The 17,593-nt window shown below is 59.9% G+C and carries 21 protein-coding genes; 20 read left to right on the forward strand and 1 reads right to left on the reverse strand.

The genetic code is table 11. The annotated features are described in order from the left end of the window. The first annotated feature begins 426 nt into the window (after nucleotides 1-426). From rluC to sppA, 3 genes are read left to right on the forward strand one after another with little or no spacing between them, the layout of a single operon-like run. Nucleotides 427-1,386, forward strand: coding sequence for a 23S rRNA pseudouridine(955/2504/2580) synthase RluC (gene rluC / locus ND528_RS13575; RefSeq protein ID WP_016770994.1), 960 nt, complete (start codon nucleotides 427-429; stop codon nucleotides 1,384-1,386). Then, nucleotides 1,373-2,035: an HAD-IA family hydrolase gene (locus tag ND528_RS13580; RefSeq protein ID WP_263470513.1), complete on the forward strand. Its 663-nt coding sequence runs from the start codon at nucleotides 1,373-1,375 to the stop codon at nucleotides 2,033-2,035. Before rluC ends, ND528_RS13580 begins: the two co-directional genes overlap by 14 nt. A gap of 24 nt (nucleotides 2,036-2,059) precedes the next feature. Beyond that, nucleotides 2,060-3,049 carry a signal peptide peptidase SppA gene (gene sppA / locus ND528_RS13585; protein ID WP_076563808.1) on the forward strand — a complete coding sequence of 330 codons (990 nt, stop codon included), beginning with the start codon at nucleotides 2,060-2,062 and terminating at the stop codon, nucleotides 3,047-3,049. A gap of 120 nt (nucleotides 3,050-3,169) precedes the next feature. Here the strand turns inward: sppA and ND528_RS13590 are convergent, their stop codons facing one another. Then, on the reverse strand, nucleotides 3,170-3,748 hold the full coding sequence (locus ND528_RS13590) for a Maf family protein (RefSeq protein ID WP_263470514.1): 579 nt from the start codon (nucleotides 3,746-3,748) through the stop codon (nucleotides 3,170-3,172). 105 nt (nucleotides 3,749-3,853) lie between these two features. Between ND528_RS13590 and ND528_RS13595 the strand changes: the two genes are divergently transcribed. The 17 genes from ND528_RS13595 (at nucleotide 3,854) to ND528_RS13675 (ending at nucleotide 17,434) form a co-directional block, all read left to right on the forward strand. Next, nucleotides 3,854-4,381 (forward strand): YceD family protein, encoded by a 528-nt coding sequence (locus tag ND528_RS13595; protein ID WP_003204262.1) that lies wholly within the window; start codon nucleotides 3,854-3,856, stop codon nucleotides 4,379-4,381. Between the two features lie 13 nt (nucleotides 4,382-4,394). Then, nucleotides 4,395-4,577 carry a 50S ribosomal protein L32 gene (rpmF, locus tag ND528_RS13600; protein WP_003179396.1) on the forward strand — a complete coding sequence of 61 codons (183 nt, stop codon included), beginning with the start codon at nucleotides 4,395-4,397 and terminating at the stop codon, nucleotides 4,575-4,577. A gap of 4 nt (nucleotides 4,578-4,581) precedes the next feature. Beyond that, entirely contained in the window at nucleotides 4,582-5,592 is a 1,011-nt protein-coding gene (gene plsX / locus ND528_RS13605; RefSeq protein ID WP_081932528.1) for a phosphate acyltransferase PlsX, read from the forward strand. 123 nt (nucleotides 5,593-5,715) lie between these two features. Then, complete coding sequence (gene fabD, locus ND528_RS13610; protein ID WP_024013921.1) at nucleotides 5,716-6,654, forward strand: ACP S-malonyltransferase; 939 nt, start codon at nucleotides 5,716-5,718, stop codon at nucleotides 6,652-6,654. Between the two features lie 16 nt (nucleotides 6,655-6,670). Next, nucleotides 6,671-7,414 (forward strand): 3-oxoacyl-ACP reductase FabG, encoded by a 744-nt coding sequence (fabG, locus tag ND528_RS13615; protein WP_034155354.1) that lies wholly within the window; start codon nucleotides 6,671-6,673, stop codon nucleotides 7,412-7,414. 196 nt (nucleotides 7,415-7,610) lie between these two features. Continuing rightward, entirely contained in the window at nucleotides 7,611-7,847 is a 237-nt protein-coding gene (gene acpP / locus ND528_RS13620; RefSeq protein ID WP_003175607.1) for an acyl carrier protein, read from the forward strand. Nucleotides 7,848-7,955: 108 nt separating this feature from the next. Then, nucleotides 7,956-9,200, forward strand: a complete 1,245-nt coding sequence (gene fabF, locus ND528_RS13625; RefSeq protein ID WP_038860467.1) for a beta-ketoacyl-ACP synthase II — start codon at nucleotides 7,956-7,958, stop codon at nucleotides 9,198-9,200. Beyond that, nucleotides 9,200-10,015 carry an aminodeoxychorismate lyase gene (gene pabC / locus ND528_RS13630; protein ID WP_263470516.1) on the forward strand — a complete coding sequence of 272 codons (816 nt, stop codon included), beginning with the start codon at nucleotides 9,200-9,202 and terminating at the stop codon, nucleotides 10,013-10,015. Before fabF ends, pabC begins: the two co-directional genes overlap by 1 nt. A 3-nt stretch (nucleotides 10,016-10,018) precedes the next feature. Then, the gene (mltG, locus tag ND528_RS13635; RefSeq protein ID WP_130911815.1) at nucleotides 10,019-11,188 is read left to right on the forward strand and encodes an endolytic transglycosylase MltG; all 1,170 of its coding nucleotides are present in this window, start codon (nucleotides 10,019-10,021) and stop codon (nucleotides 11,186-11,188) included. A gap of 19 nt (nucleotides 11,189-11,207) precedes the next feature. Next, the gene (gene tmk / locus ND528_RS13640) at nucleotides 11,208-11,840 is read left to right on the forward strand and encodes a dTMP kinase (protein WP_016770985.1); all 633 of its coding nucleotides are present in this window, start codon (nucleotides 11,208-11,210) and stop codon (nucleotides 11,838-11,840) included. After that, on the forward strand, nucleotides 11,833-12,816 hold the full coding sequence (locus tag ND528_RS13645; protein ID WP_137213887.1) for a DNA polymerase III subunit delta': 984 nt from the start codon (nucleotides 11,833-11,835) through the stop codon (nucleotides 12,814-12,816). Before tmk ends, ND528_RS13645 begins: the two co-directional genes overlap by 8 nt. A 42-nt stretch (nucleotides 12,817-12,858) precedes the next feature. Beyond that, on the forward strand, nucleotides 12,859-13,215 hold the full coding sequence (locus ND528_RS13650; RefSeq protein ID WP_016770983.1) for a PilZ domain-containing protein: 357 nt from the start codon (nucleotides 12,859-12,861) through the stop codon (nucleotides 13,213-13,215). 15 nt (nucleotides 13,216-13,230) lie between these two features. Beyond that, nucleotides 13,231-14,022, forward strand: coding sequence for a TatD family hydrolase (locus tag ND528_RS13655; RefSeq protein WP_130911812.1), 792 nt, complete (start codon nucleotides 13,231-13,233; stop codon nucleotides 14,020-14,022). A 351-nt stretch (nucleotides 14,023-14,373) separates the two neighbouring features. Then, on the forward strand, nucleotides 14,374-15,012 hold the full coding sequence (locus ND528_RS13660) for a TetR/AcrR family transcriptional regulator (RefSeq protein ID WP_016770981.1): 639 nt from the start codon (nucleotides 14,374-14,376) through the stop codon (nucleotides 15,010-15,012). Between the two features lie 138 nt (nucleotides 15,013-15,150). Beyond that, nucleotides 15,151-16,119, forward strand: coding sequence for a GTP 3',8-cyclase MoaA (locus tag ND528_RS13665; RefSeq protein ID WP_263470517.1), 969 nt, complete (start codon nucleotides 15,151-15,153; stop codon nucleotides 16,117-16,119). A gap of 128 nt (nucleotides 16,120-16,247) precedes the next feature. Next, nucleotides 16,248-16,853, forward strand: coding sequence for a DUF4823 domain-containing protein (locus tag ND528_RS13670; protein ID WP_024013915.1), 606 nt, complete (start codon nucleotides 16,248-16,250; stop codon nucleotides 16,851-16,853). Nucleotides 16,854-16,867: 14 nt separating this feature from the next. Continuing rightward, the gene (locus ND528_RS13675; protein WP_130911810.1) at nucleotides 16,868-17,434 is read left to right on the forward strand and encodes a DUF1285 domain-containing protein; all 567 of its coding nucleotides are present in this window, start codon (nucleotides 16,868-16,870) and stop codon (nucleotides 17,432-17,434) included. Nucleotides 17,435-17,593: the final 159 nt, after the last annotated feature.

Consider the following 17,593-nt stretch of genomic DNA (forward strand, 5'->3'; position numbering starts at 1 on the left):
CGTATCCCTGATAATTCGGGTGCTGCCGCGCGCAGAATCCGCAGCGGGTTGGCATTTACCGTGAGCTCCGAAAGGGGAGGTCACGCATCATGGCTAATTCAGGCGATGTTTCCGAAGCAATCGCTCGGGGTCATTCGCAGTCGACTGCACTTTGTGAACTGGCCTTGAATGTTGCCTGCCGGGCGAGTCAGAACTCTGCACGGCGGTGTAATTCAGGCCTCATGTCACCTGCGCTCGTTACAACCGCAAACTCCACCGTTACGTAGCGAAAGCCCCGTAGGACGGCCTCGCGCCCTGGTGAATTGCGTTGGTCAGGGCCGGTCTTTGACCGTGGTTCCGCTGTCCAGGCCGCTTTTGGCGGCGTTCGCGACTATAGCAGCAATGATTAAGTGCTTCAATTCCATAAAAATTGTTATCATCCGCGGCATGACAACTACTGCCCCTTCGACTCCAGGCGTTCAACTGCTTGAAGTCTCGCCGGAGTATGCCGGCCAACGAATCGACAACTTTCTCCTCGCCCGGCTCAAAGGCGTGCCCAAGACCTTGATTTACCGCATTTTGCGCAAAGGCGAAGTGCGTGTTAACAAAGGTCGGATCAAGCCCGAATACAAGCTGCAGGCCGGCGATATCGTGCGCGTGCCGCCGGTTCGTGTACCTGAGCGCGACGAACCGGTGCCGCTGGCCCAGGGGTTGTTGCAACGCCTGGAAGCTTCGATCGTCTTCGAAGACAAGGCCCTGATCGTGATCAACAAGCCCGCCGGCATTGCGGTTCATGGCGGCAGCGGGCTGAATTTCGGCGTGATCGAAGCCTTTCGTCAGTTGCGTCCCGACGCCAAGGAGCTGGAGCTGGTTCACCGTCTCGACCGTGACACCTCCGGCCTGCTGATGATCGCCAAAAAACGCAGCATGTTGCGCCACCTGCACGAGCAACTGCGCGGCGATGGCGTCGACAAGCGCTACATGGCGCTGGTCCGTGGCAACTGGGCAACCTCGATCAAGCAGGTTCGCGCACCGTTGCTCAAGAGCAACCTGCGCTCCGGCGAGCGGATGGTCGAAGTCAATGACGAGGGCAAAGAAGCCCTGACGCTGTTCAAGGTGCTGCGCCGCTTCGGTGATTTTGCCACCATGGTCGAGGCGAAACCGGTTACCGGTCGTACCCACCAGATTCGCGTGCACACCTTGCATGCTGGCCATTGCATTGCCGGTGACAGCAAATATGGCGACGAGGATTTCACCAAGGAAATCCGCGATCTGGGTGGCAAGCGCTTGTTCCTGCACGCCTACATGCTGACCGTGCCGCTACCCGACGGCGGCAAGCTGAATCTGCAAGCGCCCGTCGATGAAATGTGGGCCAAGACCGTGGAGCGATTGAGTGCGCCCATCTGATTACAAACTGCTGATTTTCGACTGGGACGGCACTCTCGCCGATTCCATCCATCGGATCGTCGAGGCCATGCACTCGGCGTCCGGGCGTTCCGGTTTCGAGCTGCGCGATGACTTCGCCGTCAAAGGCATTATCGGTCTCGGCTTGCCGGAAGCGATTCGTACGCTGTATCCGGAAATCAGCGACGCAGAAATGCTCGCGTTTCGCGAGTACTACGCCGATCACTACATCGCTGCCGAAGCCGTGCCTTCGCCGCTGTTCGAGGGCGTGGTCGAGTCGATGGCATCGTTTCGTGAGCAGGGTTATCACCTGGCGGTAGCGACGGGCAAGAATCGTCGCGGTCTGGATCGGGTGCTCAAGGCCAATGGCTGGGAAGATTATTTCGATATCACCCGCGCTGCCGATGAAACTGCCAGCAAGCCACACCCTCTGATGCTTGAGCAGATTGTCAGCCACTGCGGCGTACGCCCGGAGCAGGCGTTGATGGTCGGTGATTCGTCGTTCGACCTGCTGATGGCGCGCAACGCGGGGATGGATTCGGTGGCGGTCAGTTATGGCGCGCAATCGATCGAGTCCCTGCAACAGTTCGAGCCGCGCCTGTCGATCGACCATTTTTCTCAATTGCACGCCTGGCTGGGTCAGCGGGCTTAATACGTTTTTGCTGGGGTAGATGGCATGACCGACGAATGGAAAGCACCGGCCAAGGCAAGTGCCGACGACGGTGACGCGAAAAGCTGGAAGCTGTTGGAAAAGACTTTGCTGGCCGGCGTGCAGGAACAACGCCGTTCGCGGCGCTGGGGGATTTTCTTCAAGCTGCTGACGTTTGTTTATCTTTTCGTTGCGCTGCTGCTGTTCACGCCGCTGATGGACATGGAAAAAAGCGCCACCCGCGGTCCGAACTACACGGCGTTGATCGAGATCGACGGCGTAATCGCCGACAAGGAACCGGCCAGCGCCGACAATATCGTTGGCAGCCTGCGTGCGGCGTTCGAAGACAAGAAGGTCAAGGGCGTAGTCCTGCGCATCAACAGCCCGGGCGGCAGTCCGGTGCAGTCCGGTTATGTCTATGACGAGATCAAGCGCCTGCGTGCGCTGCATCCGGAGATCAAGCTCTACGCGGTGATTTCCGATCTTGGTGCTTCGGGCGCCTATTACATCGCCAGCGCGGCGGATCAGATCTACGCCGACAAGGCCAGTCTGGTCGGCTCAATCGGCGTGACAGCAGCGGGTTACGGTTTTGTCGGCACCATGGAAAAGCTCGGGGTTGAGCGTCGCACCTACACCTCGGGCGAACACAAGGCATTCCTGGATCCGTTCCAGCCGCAAAAGCCTGAAGAAACCGCATTCTGGCAAAGCGTGCTCGACACCACGCACAAGCAGTTCATCAACAGCGTCAAGCAGGGGCGTGGGGATCGCCTGAAGGACAAAGAGCATCCGGAGCTGTTTTCCGGGCTGGTCTGGTCGGGTGAGCAGGCGCTGCCGCTGGGCCTGATCGATGGCTTGGGCAGTGCCAGTTCGGTGGCGCGTGATGTGATTGGCGAGAAGGAGCTGGTGGACTTCACCGTGCAGGAATCGCCGTTCGATCGTTTCTCGAAAAAGCTCGGCGCCAGCGTGGCCGAGCAGTTGGCGATGTGGATGGGTTTCCACGGGCCTTCGTTGCGGTAAATTGCCGGTAGATCAAAAGATCGCAGCCTGCGGCAGCTCCTACAGGATTAATGTTCACCCGCTTTTTTTTGCGGTGACGCCGATTCTGTAGGAGCTGCCGAAGGCTGCGATCTTTTGCTGTTAAGGGATTTGCACACCTTCGGTCAGCAACATATCGATCAGGCGAATCAGCGGCAGGCCGATCAGGCTGGTGGCGTCCGGACCTTCGGTCGATTGAAACAGGCTCACGCCCAGTCCTTCGGCCTTGAAGCTGCCGGCGCAGTCGTACGGCTGCTCGATGCGCAGGTAGCGTTCGATGCGCGCCTGATCCAGCTGACGCATGTGCACGGTAAACGGCACGCAGTCGACTTGGCATTGCCCGGTCTGGCTGTTGAGCAGTGCCAGGCCGGTCAGGAAGGTCACGCTCGCGCCGCTGGCCGCCATCAATTGCTCGCGAGCCTTTTCGAAGGTGTGCGGCTTGCCGATGATATGTTCGCCGAGGACGGCGACCTGATCCGAGCCAATGATCAGATGAGTAGGGTGGCTGTCCGCCAGGGCGCGGGCTTTTTCCTCGGCGAGGCGTTTGACCAGATCGATCGCGGATTCGCCCGGGCGGTGGCTTTCGTCGATGTCCGGCGAGCTGCAGACGAACGGCAGGTGCAGGCGGGCGAGCAATTCGCGGCGATAAGTCGAGCTTGAGGCGAGTAATAAAGGCAGCATGGACGTCTCCTGAGGCAGGTGCGGATTCTAGCGGAGGCGCGCAAGTGACGGACAGGGCACAATTTCCTTTGACATGGGTGGGTGCATCCCTATAATGCTGCGCCTATGTTGAATGACCCGATTCCACCTCACGTTGACCCGCGCAAATTGGCTGACCGTGGCACCACCCTTCAGGGTGAACTGCTGCTGGCCGATTTGAAGAGACTCTGCGACCCGCTTTCCGACGATGTCGGTACGGTGCAGGCCAAATTCGTTTTTGAACGAGATGAACGTAAGTCTGTGGTCATCCACAGCTTTATCGACACCGAAGTCAAAATGGTTTGCCAGCGTTGTCTTGAGCTGGTCACCCTGCCGATCCACAGCGAATGCAGTTACGCGGTGGTGAAGGAGGGTGCGAATACCCAGTCGTTGCCGAAAGGTTATGACGTGCTGGAACTGGGCGAAGATCCATTGGATCTGCAGTCACTGATCGAGGAGGAGCTTCTGCTCGCCTTGCCCATTGTGCCTGCTCATCATCCGGAAGAATGCCAGCAGCCGGCGGGAGCAGATGAGCCCGAACCGAGCGAGGACGAGGTAACGCGGTCCAACCCGTTCAGTGTATTGGCGCAGTTAAAGCGTGACCCAAACGTTTAGGAGTTAATCAATTATGGCTGTTCAGCAGAACAAAAAATCCCGCTCTGCCCGTGACATGCGCCGTTCGCACGACGCTCTCGAGGCTAGCACCCTGTCTGTAGAAAAAACCACTGGTGAAGTTCACCTGCGTCACCACGTATCGCCAGAAGGTGTATACCGTGGCCGTAAAGTGATCGACAAGGGCGCTGACGAGTAATCACTTGTCTGCTCAAGTCATCGCGATTGACGCAATGGGCGGGGACTTCGGTCCCCGCAGCATTGTTCAGGCCAGTCTCGCTTGCCTGTCTGCTACCCCCTCGCTGCACCTGACCCTCGTCGGTCAACCCTCCCTTCTTGAAGAACTGATCCACGGCCAGTCGGCTGCCGATCGCGCGCGCCTGACGATTGTTGCGGCCAGCGAAGTCATCACCATGGACGAAAAACCTGCCCAGGCCCTGCGTGGCAAGCCGGATTCGTCGATGCGTGTGGCCCTCGAACTGCTGCGCGATGGCAAGGTGCAGGCCTGTGTCAGTGCCGGCAATACCGGCGCGTTGATGGCCTTGTCGCGATTCGTCCTGAAGACATTGCCCGGCATTGATCGTCCGGCCATGGTCGCGGCGATTCCGACGCAGACCGGTTATTGCCAGTTGCTCGATCTGGGCGCCAACGTCGATTGCAGTGCCGAGCACCTGTTGCAGTTCGCGGTGATGGGTTCGGTGGCCGCGCAGACCCTGGGTATCGCCCGTCCGCGTGTGGCACTGCTGAACATCGGCACCGAAGACATCAAGGGCAATCAGCAGGTCAAACTGGCCGCCACGCTGTTGCAGGCTGCGCGTGGGATCAACTACATCGGGTTTATCGAAGGCGACGGCTTGTATCGCGGTGAGGCCGACGTGGTGGTGTGTGACGGCTTCGTCGGCAACATCCTGCTCAAATCCAGCGAAGGTCTGGCGACGATGATTGCGGCGCGCATCGAGGCGTTGTTCAAGAAAAACTTCGCTTCGCGCGCTGTCGGCGCTCTTGCGTTGCCGTTGATGAAACGTCTGCAGGCTGATCTGGCCCCGGCGCGACATAATGGCGCAAGCTTTCTCGGACTGCAGGGCATCGTCGTGAAAAGCCACGGATCGGCCGGGGTGCAGGGCTTTCAGAGTGCCATTCAACGGGCGTTGATCGAGATTCAGGAGAACCTGCCCGAGCGTCTCCACGGTCGTCTGGAGGAGCTGTTGTCTTAGGCGTTTTCGTCGGACAATGCTTAAATGTGACCGCCCGGTTCAAAGGGCCATCCAAACTGTCAGTTTCTGGCGTCCCCAACGGGGCGTTATTTTCCGACGACAAGATCATTAGGGGCTTGTTACATGTCTGCTTCCCTCGCATTCGTCTTTCCAGGACAGGGTTCGCAGTCCCTCGGCATGCTGGCCGAGCTGGGCGCGCAACATCCGCTGATCCTCGAAACCTTTCAAGAAGCCTCTGCTGCGCTGGGCTACGACCTGTGGGCACTGACCCAGCAGGGCCCGGAAGAGCTGCTCAATCAAACCGACAAAACCCAACCGGCCATTCTGACCGCTTCGATCGCCCTGTGGCGTCTGTGGCTGGCAGAAGGCGGCGCGCGTCCGGCGTTTGTCGCCGGCCACAGCCTGGGTGAATACAGCGCGCTGGTTGCTGCCGGCAGCCTGAGCCTGGCTGACGCGGTCAAGCTCGTCGAGCGCCGTGGTCAGTTGATGCAGGAAGCGGTGCCGGCCGGGCAGGGCGGCATGGCCGCGATCCTCGGCCTGGAAGATGCCGACGTGCTGGCTGCCTGCGCCGAAGCGGCGCAAGGCGAAGTCGTCAGCGCAGTGAATTTCAACTCGCCGGGCCAGGTGGTGATCGCCGGCGCCAAGGCGGCTGTCGAGCGCGCCATAGAAGGCTGCAAGGCCCGTGGCGCCAAACGCGCCATGCCGTTGCCGGTGAGCGTGCCGTCGCACTGCGAACTGATGCGTCCGGCTGCCGAGCGCTTCGCCGAATCCATCGCCGCCATCGACTGGCAGGCGCCGCAGATCCCGGTGGTGCAGAACGTCAGCGCGCAAGTGCCGGCCGATCTGGAAACCCTCAAGCGTGATCTGCTCGAACAACTCTACAAGCCGGTGCGCTGGGTTGAATCGGTGCAGACCCTCGCCGCTAAGGGCGCCACCAATCTGGTCGAATGTGGCCCGGGCAAGGTCCTTGCCGGCCTGAACAAGCGTTGCGCCGAAGGCGTTTCGACTTCCAACCTCAATACCCCAGATGCCTTCGCTGCCGCTCGCGCAGCGCAGGCCTGAATCAGGAGAAACTTGCATGAGTCTGCAAGGTAAAGTTGCACTGGTTACCGGTGCAAGCCGCGGCATCGGCCAGGCCATCGCGCTGGAACTGGGTCGTCAGGGCGCCATCGTGATTGGCACCGCGACCTCCGCGTCGGGCGCCGAGCGGATTGCCGCGACCCTGAAGGAAAACGGTATCCAGGGCGCCGGTTTCGAACTCAATGTCACCAGCGACGAATCGGTCAGCGCCGTGCTGGCAGGCATTCAGGAGCAGTTCGGTGCGCCGGTGGCGATTCTGGTCAATAATGCCGGCATCACCCGCGATAACCTGATGATGCGCATGAAAGACGACGAGTGGTACGACGTGATCGATACCAACCTGAACAGTCTGTATCGCCTGTCCAAGGGCGTTTTGCGTGGCATGACCAAGGCGCGCTGGGGTCGAATTATCAGTATTGGTTCGGTGGTGGGTGCCATGGGCAACGCTGGCCAAGTAAACTATGCAGCCGCCAAGGCCGGTCTGGAAGGTTTCAGCCGGGCGATGGCGCGTGAAGTCGGTTCGCGTTCGATTACGGTCAACTCGGTAACCCCTGGGTTCATCGACACCGATATGACCCGCGAGCTGCCTGAAGCACAGCGTGAAGCCTTGCAGACGCAGATTCCGCTGGGTCGTCTGGGGCAAGCTCAAGAGATCGCGTCCGTGGTCGCTTTTCTTGCATCCGACGGTGCGGCATACGTTACCGGGGCTACAATCCCGGTGAACGGTGGGATGTACATGTAAGTAAAATGTGACGGATCGTTTCAAAAAAATGTCATACGAGCTGTCTAAAATCCGTTATAAAGCTGCAATCTATTTATAGGCAGAGGGTCGCAGGGTTTGAGGAGTGAAGCTTTCAGTTGAAAAACTGAAAAGGCTTTCTATACACTTACCCACTGGCCAGCTGCCTGAATTTGTCCATTAGGAGTGAAAACAAGGTATGAGCACCATCGAAGAGCGCGTCAAGAAAATCGTTGCCGAGCAACTGGGTGTTAAGGAAGAAGAAGTGGTCAACACCGCTTCCTTCGTAGAAGACCTGGGTGCCGACTCCCTTGACACCGTTGAGCTGGTGATGGCTCTGGAAGAGGAATTCGAGACCGAAATCCCTGACGAAGAAGCTGAAAAGATCACTACTGTACAAGCTGCAATCGACTACGTTACCAGCCACCAGGCGTAACAGTTTGTAATCGTTGCTTGCTGTCATGGAAAAACCGCACTGCCATCATGGCGTGCGGTTTTTTCTTTAGGCCTGAAGCAAAGTCGTCATTTGAAAAAGGAGAGTGCTGTGTCGCGTAGACGCGTCGTAGTCACCGGTATGGGTATGTTGTCGCCACTGGGCACGGATGTGCCGAGCAGTTGGCAGGGCATTCTGGCTGGCCGCAGTGGCATTGGTCTGATCGAACACACCGACCTTTCTGCCTATTCGACCCGCTTTGGCGGTTCGGTCAAAGGCTTCAATGTCGAGGAATACCTGTCGGTCAAGGAAGCGCGCAAGCTCGACCTGTTCATTCAGTACGGCCTCGCCGCAGGCTTTCAAGCCGTGCGCAACGCCGGTCTGGAAGTCACTGATGCCAACCGTGAACGCATTGGCGTGGCCATGGGTTCGGGTATCGGCGGTCTGACCAACATCGAAGAGACCAGCCGCACCCTGCACGAGACCGGCCCACGGCGGATCTCGCCGTTCTTTGTGCCTGGCTCGATCATCAATATGATTTCCGGTTTCCTGTCGATCCATCTGGGCGCACAGGGACCCAACTACGCCATCGCCACCGCGTGCACCACCGGTACGCACTGCATCGGCATGGCGGCGCGCAACATCATGTACGACGAAGCCGACGTGATGATTGCCGGCGGTGCGGAAATGGCTGCCTGCGGTCTGGGCATGGGCGGCTTCGGCGCGTCCCGTGCGCTGTCGACCCGCAACGACGAGCCGACCCGCGCCAGCCGTCCGTGGGACAAGGGGCGTGACGGATTTGTCCTGTCCGACGGCGCCGGTGCGCTGGTCCTCGAAGAACTCGAACACGCCAAGGCCCGTGGCGCGACGATCTACGCCGAGCTGATCGGTTTCGGCACAAGTGGCGATGCGTTCCACATGACCTCACCACCCGCCGATGGCGCCGGTGCCGCGCGCTGCATCACCAATGCCCTGCGCGATGCGAAAATCAACGTCGACCAAGTGCAGTACATCAACGCCCACGGCACCTCGACCCCGGCCGGCGACCTTGCCGAAGCCAATGCGATCAAGTCGGTGTTCGGCGATCACGCCTACAAGCTGGCGGTCAGCTCGACCAAGTCGATGACCGGCCACCTGTTGGGTGCGGCGGGCGCGGTCGAGGCGATCTTCAGCGTGCTGGCGATCAACAGCCAGGTGGCGCCGCCGACCATCAACCTCGATGAGCCGGACGAAGGCTGCGATCTCGATTTCGTCGCGCACACCGCGCGTAACATGGACATCGATGTCGTGCTGTCCAACTCCTTCGGTTTTGGCGGCACCAACGGCACGCTGGCGTTCCGCCGGTTCGCCGGCTGATGGACAGCTGGGTCGACGGTCAACCGGCTGACGCGCTGTCGCTGAAAGATCGCGGCCTGGCTTACGGCGATGGTCTGTTCGAGACCATTGCCGTGCGCAGTGGACAGCCGGTCCTGCTGGATCGACACCTGATGCGCCTGGCCGATGGCTGCGCGCGTCTGGCCATTGCGACCGATCTCGAGCTGGTTCGCCATGAGCTGCTCAGCTATGCCGCTGCGATGGGCGAGGGTGTGCTCAAGCTCATCCTCACGCGTGGCGACGGCTTGCGTGGTTATGCGCCCGATCCTGCGGCGCAGGGCCGACGCATTCTGCAAGGCAATCCGCCGGCGGCTTATCCCGCTACTCATGCCGAGCACGGCATCCGCCTGTTTCCCTGCAACACCCGTTTATCTACGCAGCCGTTGTTGGCCGGGCTCAAACATCTGAATCGACTGGAACAGGTGCTCGCCCGCGCCGAATGGCAGGACAGCGAGCATGCCGAAGGCTTGATGCTCGATCAGACCGGGCGCGTCGTCGAAGGTGTGTACAGCAATATTTTCCTGGTGCGCGACGGTGGCTTGATCACGCCCGACTTGAAGCGCTGCGGCGTCGCTGGGGTGATGCGCGCGGAAATTTTGTTTCAGGCCGAGTCACTGGCCATCCCCACGCAAATCGCCGATATCAGCCTCGAACAGCTGCAATGGGCTGATGAAGTGTTTGTCTGCAACAGCGTTTATGGCGTCTGGCCGGTACGCGCCTGTGCTGCACTGAGCTGGCCGGTTGGCCCGCTCACCCGTAAACTGCAAACCATTGCCCGCGCGCTACTGGATGCTTGATTCGTGAGACGTAAATTTTTGCTGCTGCTGGAAACCGGACTGGTTCTGGCAGGGCTGCTGTTGGGCGCCAGCGCCTGGAAGATTCATTCGGCGCTGGAACAGCCCCTGAACATCCCGCAGGAACAACTGCTGGATGTGCCGAAAGGCTCTACACCGACCCGTACCTTCCTTGAACTCGAAACCGATGGCGTCATCAAGGACGCGTTCTGGCTGCGCGTCTACTGGCGCTTCAATCTTGCCGGTACACCGATTCACAGCGGCGAGTACCGCATGCAGCCGGGCATGACCGTCAACGGTCTGATCGATTCGTGGAAGCGCGGCGACGTGGTTCAGTACAGCCTGACCCTGGTCGAAGGCTGGACTTTCCATCAAGTGCGCGCCGCCCTGGCCAAGGACGACAAGCTCGAGCAGACCCTCAACGGTCTGAGCGACGGCGACGTCATGGCCAAGATTGGCCACAAGGGCTTGTTCCCTGAAGGCCGGTTCTTCCCGGACACCTATCGGTTCGTGCGCGGTATGTCCGATGCCGAGCTGCTGAAGAAGGCCTTTGATCGCCTCGACGAAGTGCTTGCCAAAGAGTGGGCGCAGCGATCTGCCGATGTGCCTTACAGCGAACCTTATCAAGCGCTGATCATGGCCTCGCTGGTCGAGAAAGAGACTGGCGTTCCGCAGGAGCGCGGGCAGATTGCCGGAGTGTTCGTACGGCGCATGGCGCTGGGCATGCAGTTGCAGACCGATCCGACAGTGATCTATGGCCTCGGCGATCGTTACACCGGCAAGCTGACCCGCGCGCATCTGAAAGAACCGACACCCTATAACACCTATGTGATTCCCGGTTTGCCACCGACGCCGATTGCGATGGTCGGGCGCGAAGCGATTCATGCTGCGCTCAACCCGGTGGAAGGCAGCAGCCTGTATTTCGTCGCCCGTGGCGATGGCAGCCATGTGTTCTCCGATGATCTGGATGCGCACAACAACGCGGTGCGCGAATACCAGCTCAAGCGCCGTGCGGATTACCGTTCCAGCCCGGCACCAGTAACTGCCCCGGCCACCGATGAGGCGATTCCGGCGGCCTCGCCGAACACCGCGCCCGAGGCGCTGCCGCAAGTTCCGCCGCAGGAACCTGCGCCAACACCGGAACCGGACGCCGCTGCACCACAGAACGCGCAATGACTTTGATGAAGGACTGCCTGTGACTGGCTTGTTTATTACCCTGGAAGGCCCGGAAGGCGCGGGCAAGAGCACCAACCGCGAATACCTCGCCGAGCGCCTGCGCGCCGCCGGTATCGAAGTGCTGCTCACCCGTGAGCCTGGCGGTACGCCGCTGGCCGAGCGGATTCGTGACGTGTTGCTGACCCCGGCCGACGAAGTGATGCATCCGGACGCCGAGCTGCTGCTGGTGTTCGCCGCACGCGCCCAGCATCTGGCAGAGGTGATTCGTCCGGCGCTGGCCCGTGGCGCTGTGGTGCTGTGCGATCGTTTCACCGACTCGACATACGCCTACCAGGGCGGCGGTCGTGGTTTGTCGCTTGAGCGCATCGCCACCCTGGAAACTTTCGTGCAGGGCGACTTGCGGCCCGATTTGACACTTATTTTCGATCTGCCCGTAGAGATCGGTCTGGCCCGCGCCAGTGCCCGTGGCCGACTGGATCGTTTCGAACTCGAAGGCCGGGCGTTTTTCGAAAACGTGCGCAATGCGTTCCTGAAGCGCGCCGAAGCCGACCCGTCGCGTTACGTGCGCATTGATGCCGGTCAGCCATTGGCCAAGGTCCAGCAATCGCTGGACACCTTGCTGCCGAATTTGCTGGAGCTGGCCCGTGGCTGAGGCCTATCCATGGCAGGACAGCCTCTGGCAGCAACTGGCCGGACGCAGTCAGCATGCCCACGCGTATCTGCTGCACGGTCCGGCCGGGATCGGCAAGCGTGCGCTCGCCGAGCGTTTGATGGCCAGTCTGCTGTGTCAGCGCCCGACGCCCGAGGCGTGTGGCGAGTGCAAATCCTGCCTCCTGCTCAGGGCCGGCAGCCATCCGGACAATTACATTCTCGAACCGGAAGAGGCGGACAAGGCGATCAAGGTCGATCAGGTTCGTGATCTGGTCAGTTTCGTCGTGCAGACCGCGCAGCTCGGCGGGCGCAAAGTAGTGTTGATCGAGCCGGTCGAGTCGATGAACATCAACGCTGCCAACGCCTTGCTCAAAAGCCTTGAAGAGCCGTCCGGCGATACCGTGCTGCTATTGGTCAGCCACCAGCCAAGCCGTTTATTGCCAACCATCAAGAGCCGTTGCGTGCAGCAGGCCTGCCCGCTGCCGGGCGAGGCGATGAGCCTGCAATGGCTGGCCCAGGCGCTGCCGGATTGCTCGGAAGAAGAACGCGTCGAACTGCTGACGCTGGCCGCCGGGTCGCCGCTGATGGCCGTCAGCCTGCAATCGCAAGGTGTGCGTGAACAGCGCGCGCAAGTTGTCGAAGGCGTGAAGAAGTTGCTCAAGGGCCAGCAATCGCCGACGCAACTGGCGGAAGAGTGGAAAAGCATTCCGATGTTGCGTCTGTTCGACTGGTTCTGCGACTGGTCGAGCCTGATCCTGCGCTATCAACTGACTCAGGACGAAACCGGCCTCGGCCTGGCAGATATGCGCAAGGTCGTGCAGTACCTGGCGCAGAAAAGCGCGCAGGGCAAAGTGCTGGATATTCAGGACTGGATTCTCGCCCAACGGCAGAAAGTGTTGAGCAAGGCCAACCTCAATCCGGCCCTGTTGCTGGAAGCATTGTTGGTGCAATGGGTGGGATTGCCTGGTCAAAGATAAGAATGTGTACCTAGACTCTGAAGATCAGCAGTGGAGGTGAACATGATTGAACCTGTCAGCCCGGGGCCGCGTAACGGCATTTTGTCCCTGACCATCAAGGACAAGTCGGTCCTTTACGCCGCCTACATGCCGTTCATCAAGAATGGTGGCCTGTTCATCCCGACCAACAAAAGCTACCGGTTGGGCGACGAGGTGTTCATGCTTTTGCACCTGATGGACGAAGCGGAGAAAATTCCGGTCGCCGGCAAAGTCGCCTGGATCACCCCGAAAGGTGCACAAGGCAATCGCGCCGCCGGTGTCGGCGTGCAGTTCAATGACGGCGACGACACTGCGCGCAGTCGCATCGAAACTCATCTGGCCGGAGCGCTGAAATCCGACCGTCCCACTCATACGATGTAAGTTGCAGTCCTTTTTATGCTCGTAGATTCCCATTGTCACCTTGATCGTCTCGACCTCGCCGCCCATGGCGGCTCGCTGGATGCCGCACTCGCTGCGGCCCGCGAGCGTGGGGTCGGACATTTTCTGTGCATCGGCGTCAGTGCCGACAACGCCGCCGACGTCAAAGCTCTCGCCGAGCGTTATGCCGATGTCGATTGCTCGGTCGGTGTGCATCCGCTGGATGTGCAGCCGGGCGCGGCACCAGCGCTGGACTGGCTGCTGCACGAACTCGATCACCCGAAAGTGGTGGCGATCGGCGAAACCGGCCTCGACTATCACTACGAGCCGGAAGCCGCCGAGTTGCAGCAAGAGTCGTTTCGCCTGCACCTGCAAGCGGCGCAGCAGACCGGCAAACCGGTGATCATCCACACCCGTGGCGCCCGTGCCGACACCCTCGAACTGCTGCGCGAAGCGGCGTTGCCCCAGGCGGGTGTGTTGCATTGCTTCACCGAAGACTGGGACATGGCCAAAGCGGCGCTGGACATGGGCTATTACATTTCCCTGTCGGGCATTGTCACGTTCCGCAATGCCGACGCCTTGCGTGATGTGGCGAGCAAAGTGCCGGCCGATCGCCTGCTGGTGGAAACCGACTCGCCGTATCTGGCGCCGATCCCGTATCGCGGCAAGCCGAACCTGCCCCAGTACGTGCGCGAAGTGGCGGAGTTTCTGGCGATGCTGCGTGGTGAAAACTACGAGCGCTTTGCCGAGCAGACCACAGAGAACTTCAAGCGTCTGTTCCCGCTGGCGAGTGTTAAATCTGCCCTGTGACGGCAGGCCAAATCGCAGGCAAAAAAAACCCGGGTTCTGGGGGGTGAATCCGGGTTAAGACCATTAGGAGTAAAACAAAGGCACGCGGTCCGTTGGTACCTTTACCGGCACGACACTTGGGGGAGATGTCGCCCGACAGTTCAAGTATTGATCAGTCTGGCGTGCAGTCCAGTGAGCCGGTCGGGGTTTTTAAACAAATTTGGAATACGTTTGCTTCAGTTGAGTTCTCATTGCACCTGAATCGTTCTCGAAATGAACAACAAACACAGATTTGGTCGATGAACCGTGCTTTTTTGCGCAAGTTAGGCATAATACGCGGCTTCGAATTTTGACCCTTCAGACCTTTTTCTTATGCATAAAGAACCTCGTAAGGTCCGTGAATTTCGTCGCCGCGAGCAGGAAATTCTCGATACCGCGCTCAAGCTGTTCCTCGACCAGGGTGAAGACAGTGTCACCGTCGAGATGATTGCTGATGCCGTGGGTATCGGCAAAGGCACGATCTACAAGCACTTCAAATCCAAGGCGGAGATCTACCTGCGCCTGATGCTCGACTACGAGCGCGATCTGAACGAGCTGCTGCATTCGGCCGATGTCGACAAGGACAAGGAAGCGCTGTCCCGCGCCTACTTCGAATTCCGCATGCGCGACCCGCAGCGCTATCGCCTGTTCGACCGCCTCGAAGAGAAAGTGGTCAAGGGCAATCAGGTGCCGGAGATGGTCGAGGAGCTGCACAAGATCCGTGCCTCGAACTTCGAACGCCTGACGCTGCTGATCAAGGGGCGCATCAGCGAAGGCAAGCTCGAAGACGTGCCGCCGTACTTCCACTACTGCGCATCCTGGGCGTTGGTGCACGGCGCGGTGGCGCTGTATCACTCGCCATTCTGGAGCAACGTGCTGGAAGATCAGGAAGGCTTTTTCCAGTTCCTGATGGACATCGGCGTGCGCATGGGCAACAAGCGCAAGCGCGACCCGGAAACCCCGAGCACATAAGTCATTCAGCGGGCTGATTGCGCCGTGTTTTCGCAACATGGCGCAATAGCACAGGAATATACTCAGGCATAGGGCTTGCTAAAACCTGATTTCTCAGTCAAGTTTTGCTCGCTCGATTTTCTTTCGCCGGAGTGTTTCATGATCGTTGACCGTCAAGGCAGGCGTTTTCGCAATCTGCGCATCAGCCTGACCTCTGCCTGCAATTACGCCTGTACCTACTGCGTGCCCAACGGCAAGCGGTTGGTCGCTGCGCAGGATGAACTGTCGGCCGAAGCCATGGCGCGCGGCGTCGAATACCTGATCGAAGCGGCCGGCATCGAGCGCCTGCGCATCACTGGCGGCGAGCCACTGGTCAGCCCCAAACTCGAATCGTTCATGACTGCTGTCGGCCAGATGGGCCTCGACGACATCAGCCTGACCTCCAACGGTCAACTCCTCGCGAAAAAACTGCCGCTGCTGGTCGATGCCGGACTGCGCCGGATCAACGTTTCCCTCGATACTCTCGATGCCGCGGCTTTTCGCAGCATCGCCCGTGGAGGTGATCTGGCCAGCGTGCTCGATGGCATGGATCAGGCTGCCGCCGCCGGGATGAAGATCAAGGTCAACATGGTGCCGTTGCGCGGGCAGAACCTCGATCAGGTCATGCCGCTGCTTGATTACTGTCTGGAGCGCGGCTTCGAACTGCGTTTCATCGAGCTGATGCGCATGGGCCACCTGGCTAAGGATTCCAATGCCTTCCTGCAGCAGTTCGTCAGCCTTGAGCAGTTGCTCGGCCTGATCGGCGAACGTTATGAATACGCCCAGACCGACGCACCGGTGGACGCCACTGCCGTGCGCTATGCGATTCCCGGTCGCGGCAATTTCGGGGTGATCGCCAACGAAAGCGTGCCGTTCTGCCGCACCTGCTCGCGTTTGCGCCTGTCATCGACCGGTTGGCTGCATGGCTGCCTGTCGTCGAGCAACCGCCACTATGTCGGCGATCTGCTCGACAAGCCGCGCCATCAGGCATTGCCAGCGCTGCAACGTTTGCTGGTCAAGGCGTTGGGTGACAAGCAGGAGGTGGCGTTCTCTGGCGGCGCTACTGTCATGAAGATTATTGGCGGCTGATCGGCCGCTTTCGCGAGCAGGCTCGCTCCCACAGGGGAAAGCCTTTTACTGAATTTGGCGAGCTGGCGCAAAAGCTGCATCCAACGGCCATTCGCCGGTTTTCCGACACCGGCTTCTGGAGGAATAGGATGCGTAGCCTGGTTTTGCTGCTGGCCGTTTTGGCGCTTGGCGGCTGCATGAATGTCAGCGATATGGCCGAAGGCACTCGCTATCACATGAGCGATGCGGGGCTTCTGGACCACAGCGACAGCCGCCGGGTGAACAATATCCGCATCCAGCCGGACTCGTTCATCTTCATCGCCCAGGGCGCGTTCGCACCGCCAGGTGGTTCTTATCCACGGCCAAACGTGGTCGCCGAAGAAGCCTTCAAGGGCTTTGTCGAATATTTCCCGATGGTCCGCCGCGCCCGTGCGCCGGAAGGCCTCGACCAGGCCATGGGCGAAGCCCGTGATGCCGGCGCGCATTATCTGCTGTACACACGTTTCGCCAAGGCTGACGACCGCATCGGCAACTCTGACGAGTGGCTGGATCAGGAAGCCGTGGATCGCCTCGGTATCGATGGCGGCGTGATTCAGATCATGTTGATCGAGACCAGCACCCAGTATTTGATTGATACTGCACGGATCAAGAGTCGTGGCGGTTTACTGACGTTCCATGACTCCAAACCCGAAGACCTCATCGGTCCGCCACTGGCGCAATACGCACGCAGCCTGCTGGGGATCGGCGACCAGTAATCAAGGAGTACGCCATGAGTGACCCGCAAACAGCCAATGACCTGCTGGGGCAGATCCCCAAGACCAAAGGCCTGCCACCGGTGCATTTGTGGAACCCGGATTTCTGCGGCGACATCGACATGCGCATCGCCCGCGACGGCACCTGGTACTACCTGGGCACGCCGATCGGGCGCAAGCCAATGGTCAAACTGTTCTCCACCATCATCCGCCGCGACGGCGATGATTATTTCCTGATCACTCCGGTCGAGAAGGTCGGCATCAAGGTCGATGACGCGCCGTTCGTGGCGGTTGCCCTGGAAGTGCAAGGCGAGGGCGAGGGCGAGGCGCAGGTTTTGCGCTTTACCAGCAACGTCGAGGAGACCATCGAGGCGGGGGCTGAACATCCCATCCGCGTGGAGATCGATCCTGAGACCCAGGAGCCTGCGCCCTATGTGCATGTGCGCAGCAACCTTGAAGCGCTGATTCACCGCAATGTGTTTTACCAGTTGGTGGAACTGGCGGTGAGCCGCGAGATCGATGGTCAGCGCTGGTTGGGCGTGTGGAGTGGCGGCGAATTCTTTCGCATCGGCCTGGAGCCCTGACTCAACATCAAAATGTGGGAGCGAGCCTGCTCGCGGACGCGCTGTATCAGTCGCCAGCAATGTTGACTGACACGGCGCTTTCGCGAGCAGGCTCGCTCCCACAATGGTTTGTGCAAGCTGAAAAAATCCGATTGACTGTTAATCGTATGATGATTAGCG

It is taken from the genome of Pseudomonas mercuritolerans (assembly GCF_025706525.1).
Taxonomy (GTDB): domain Bacteria; phylum Pseudomonadota; class Gammaproteobacteria; order Pseudomonadales; family Pseudomonadaceae; genus Aquipseudomonas; species Aquipseudomonas mercuritolerans.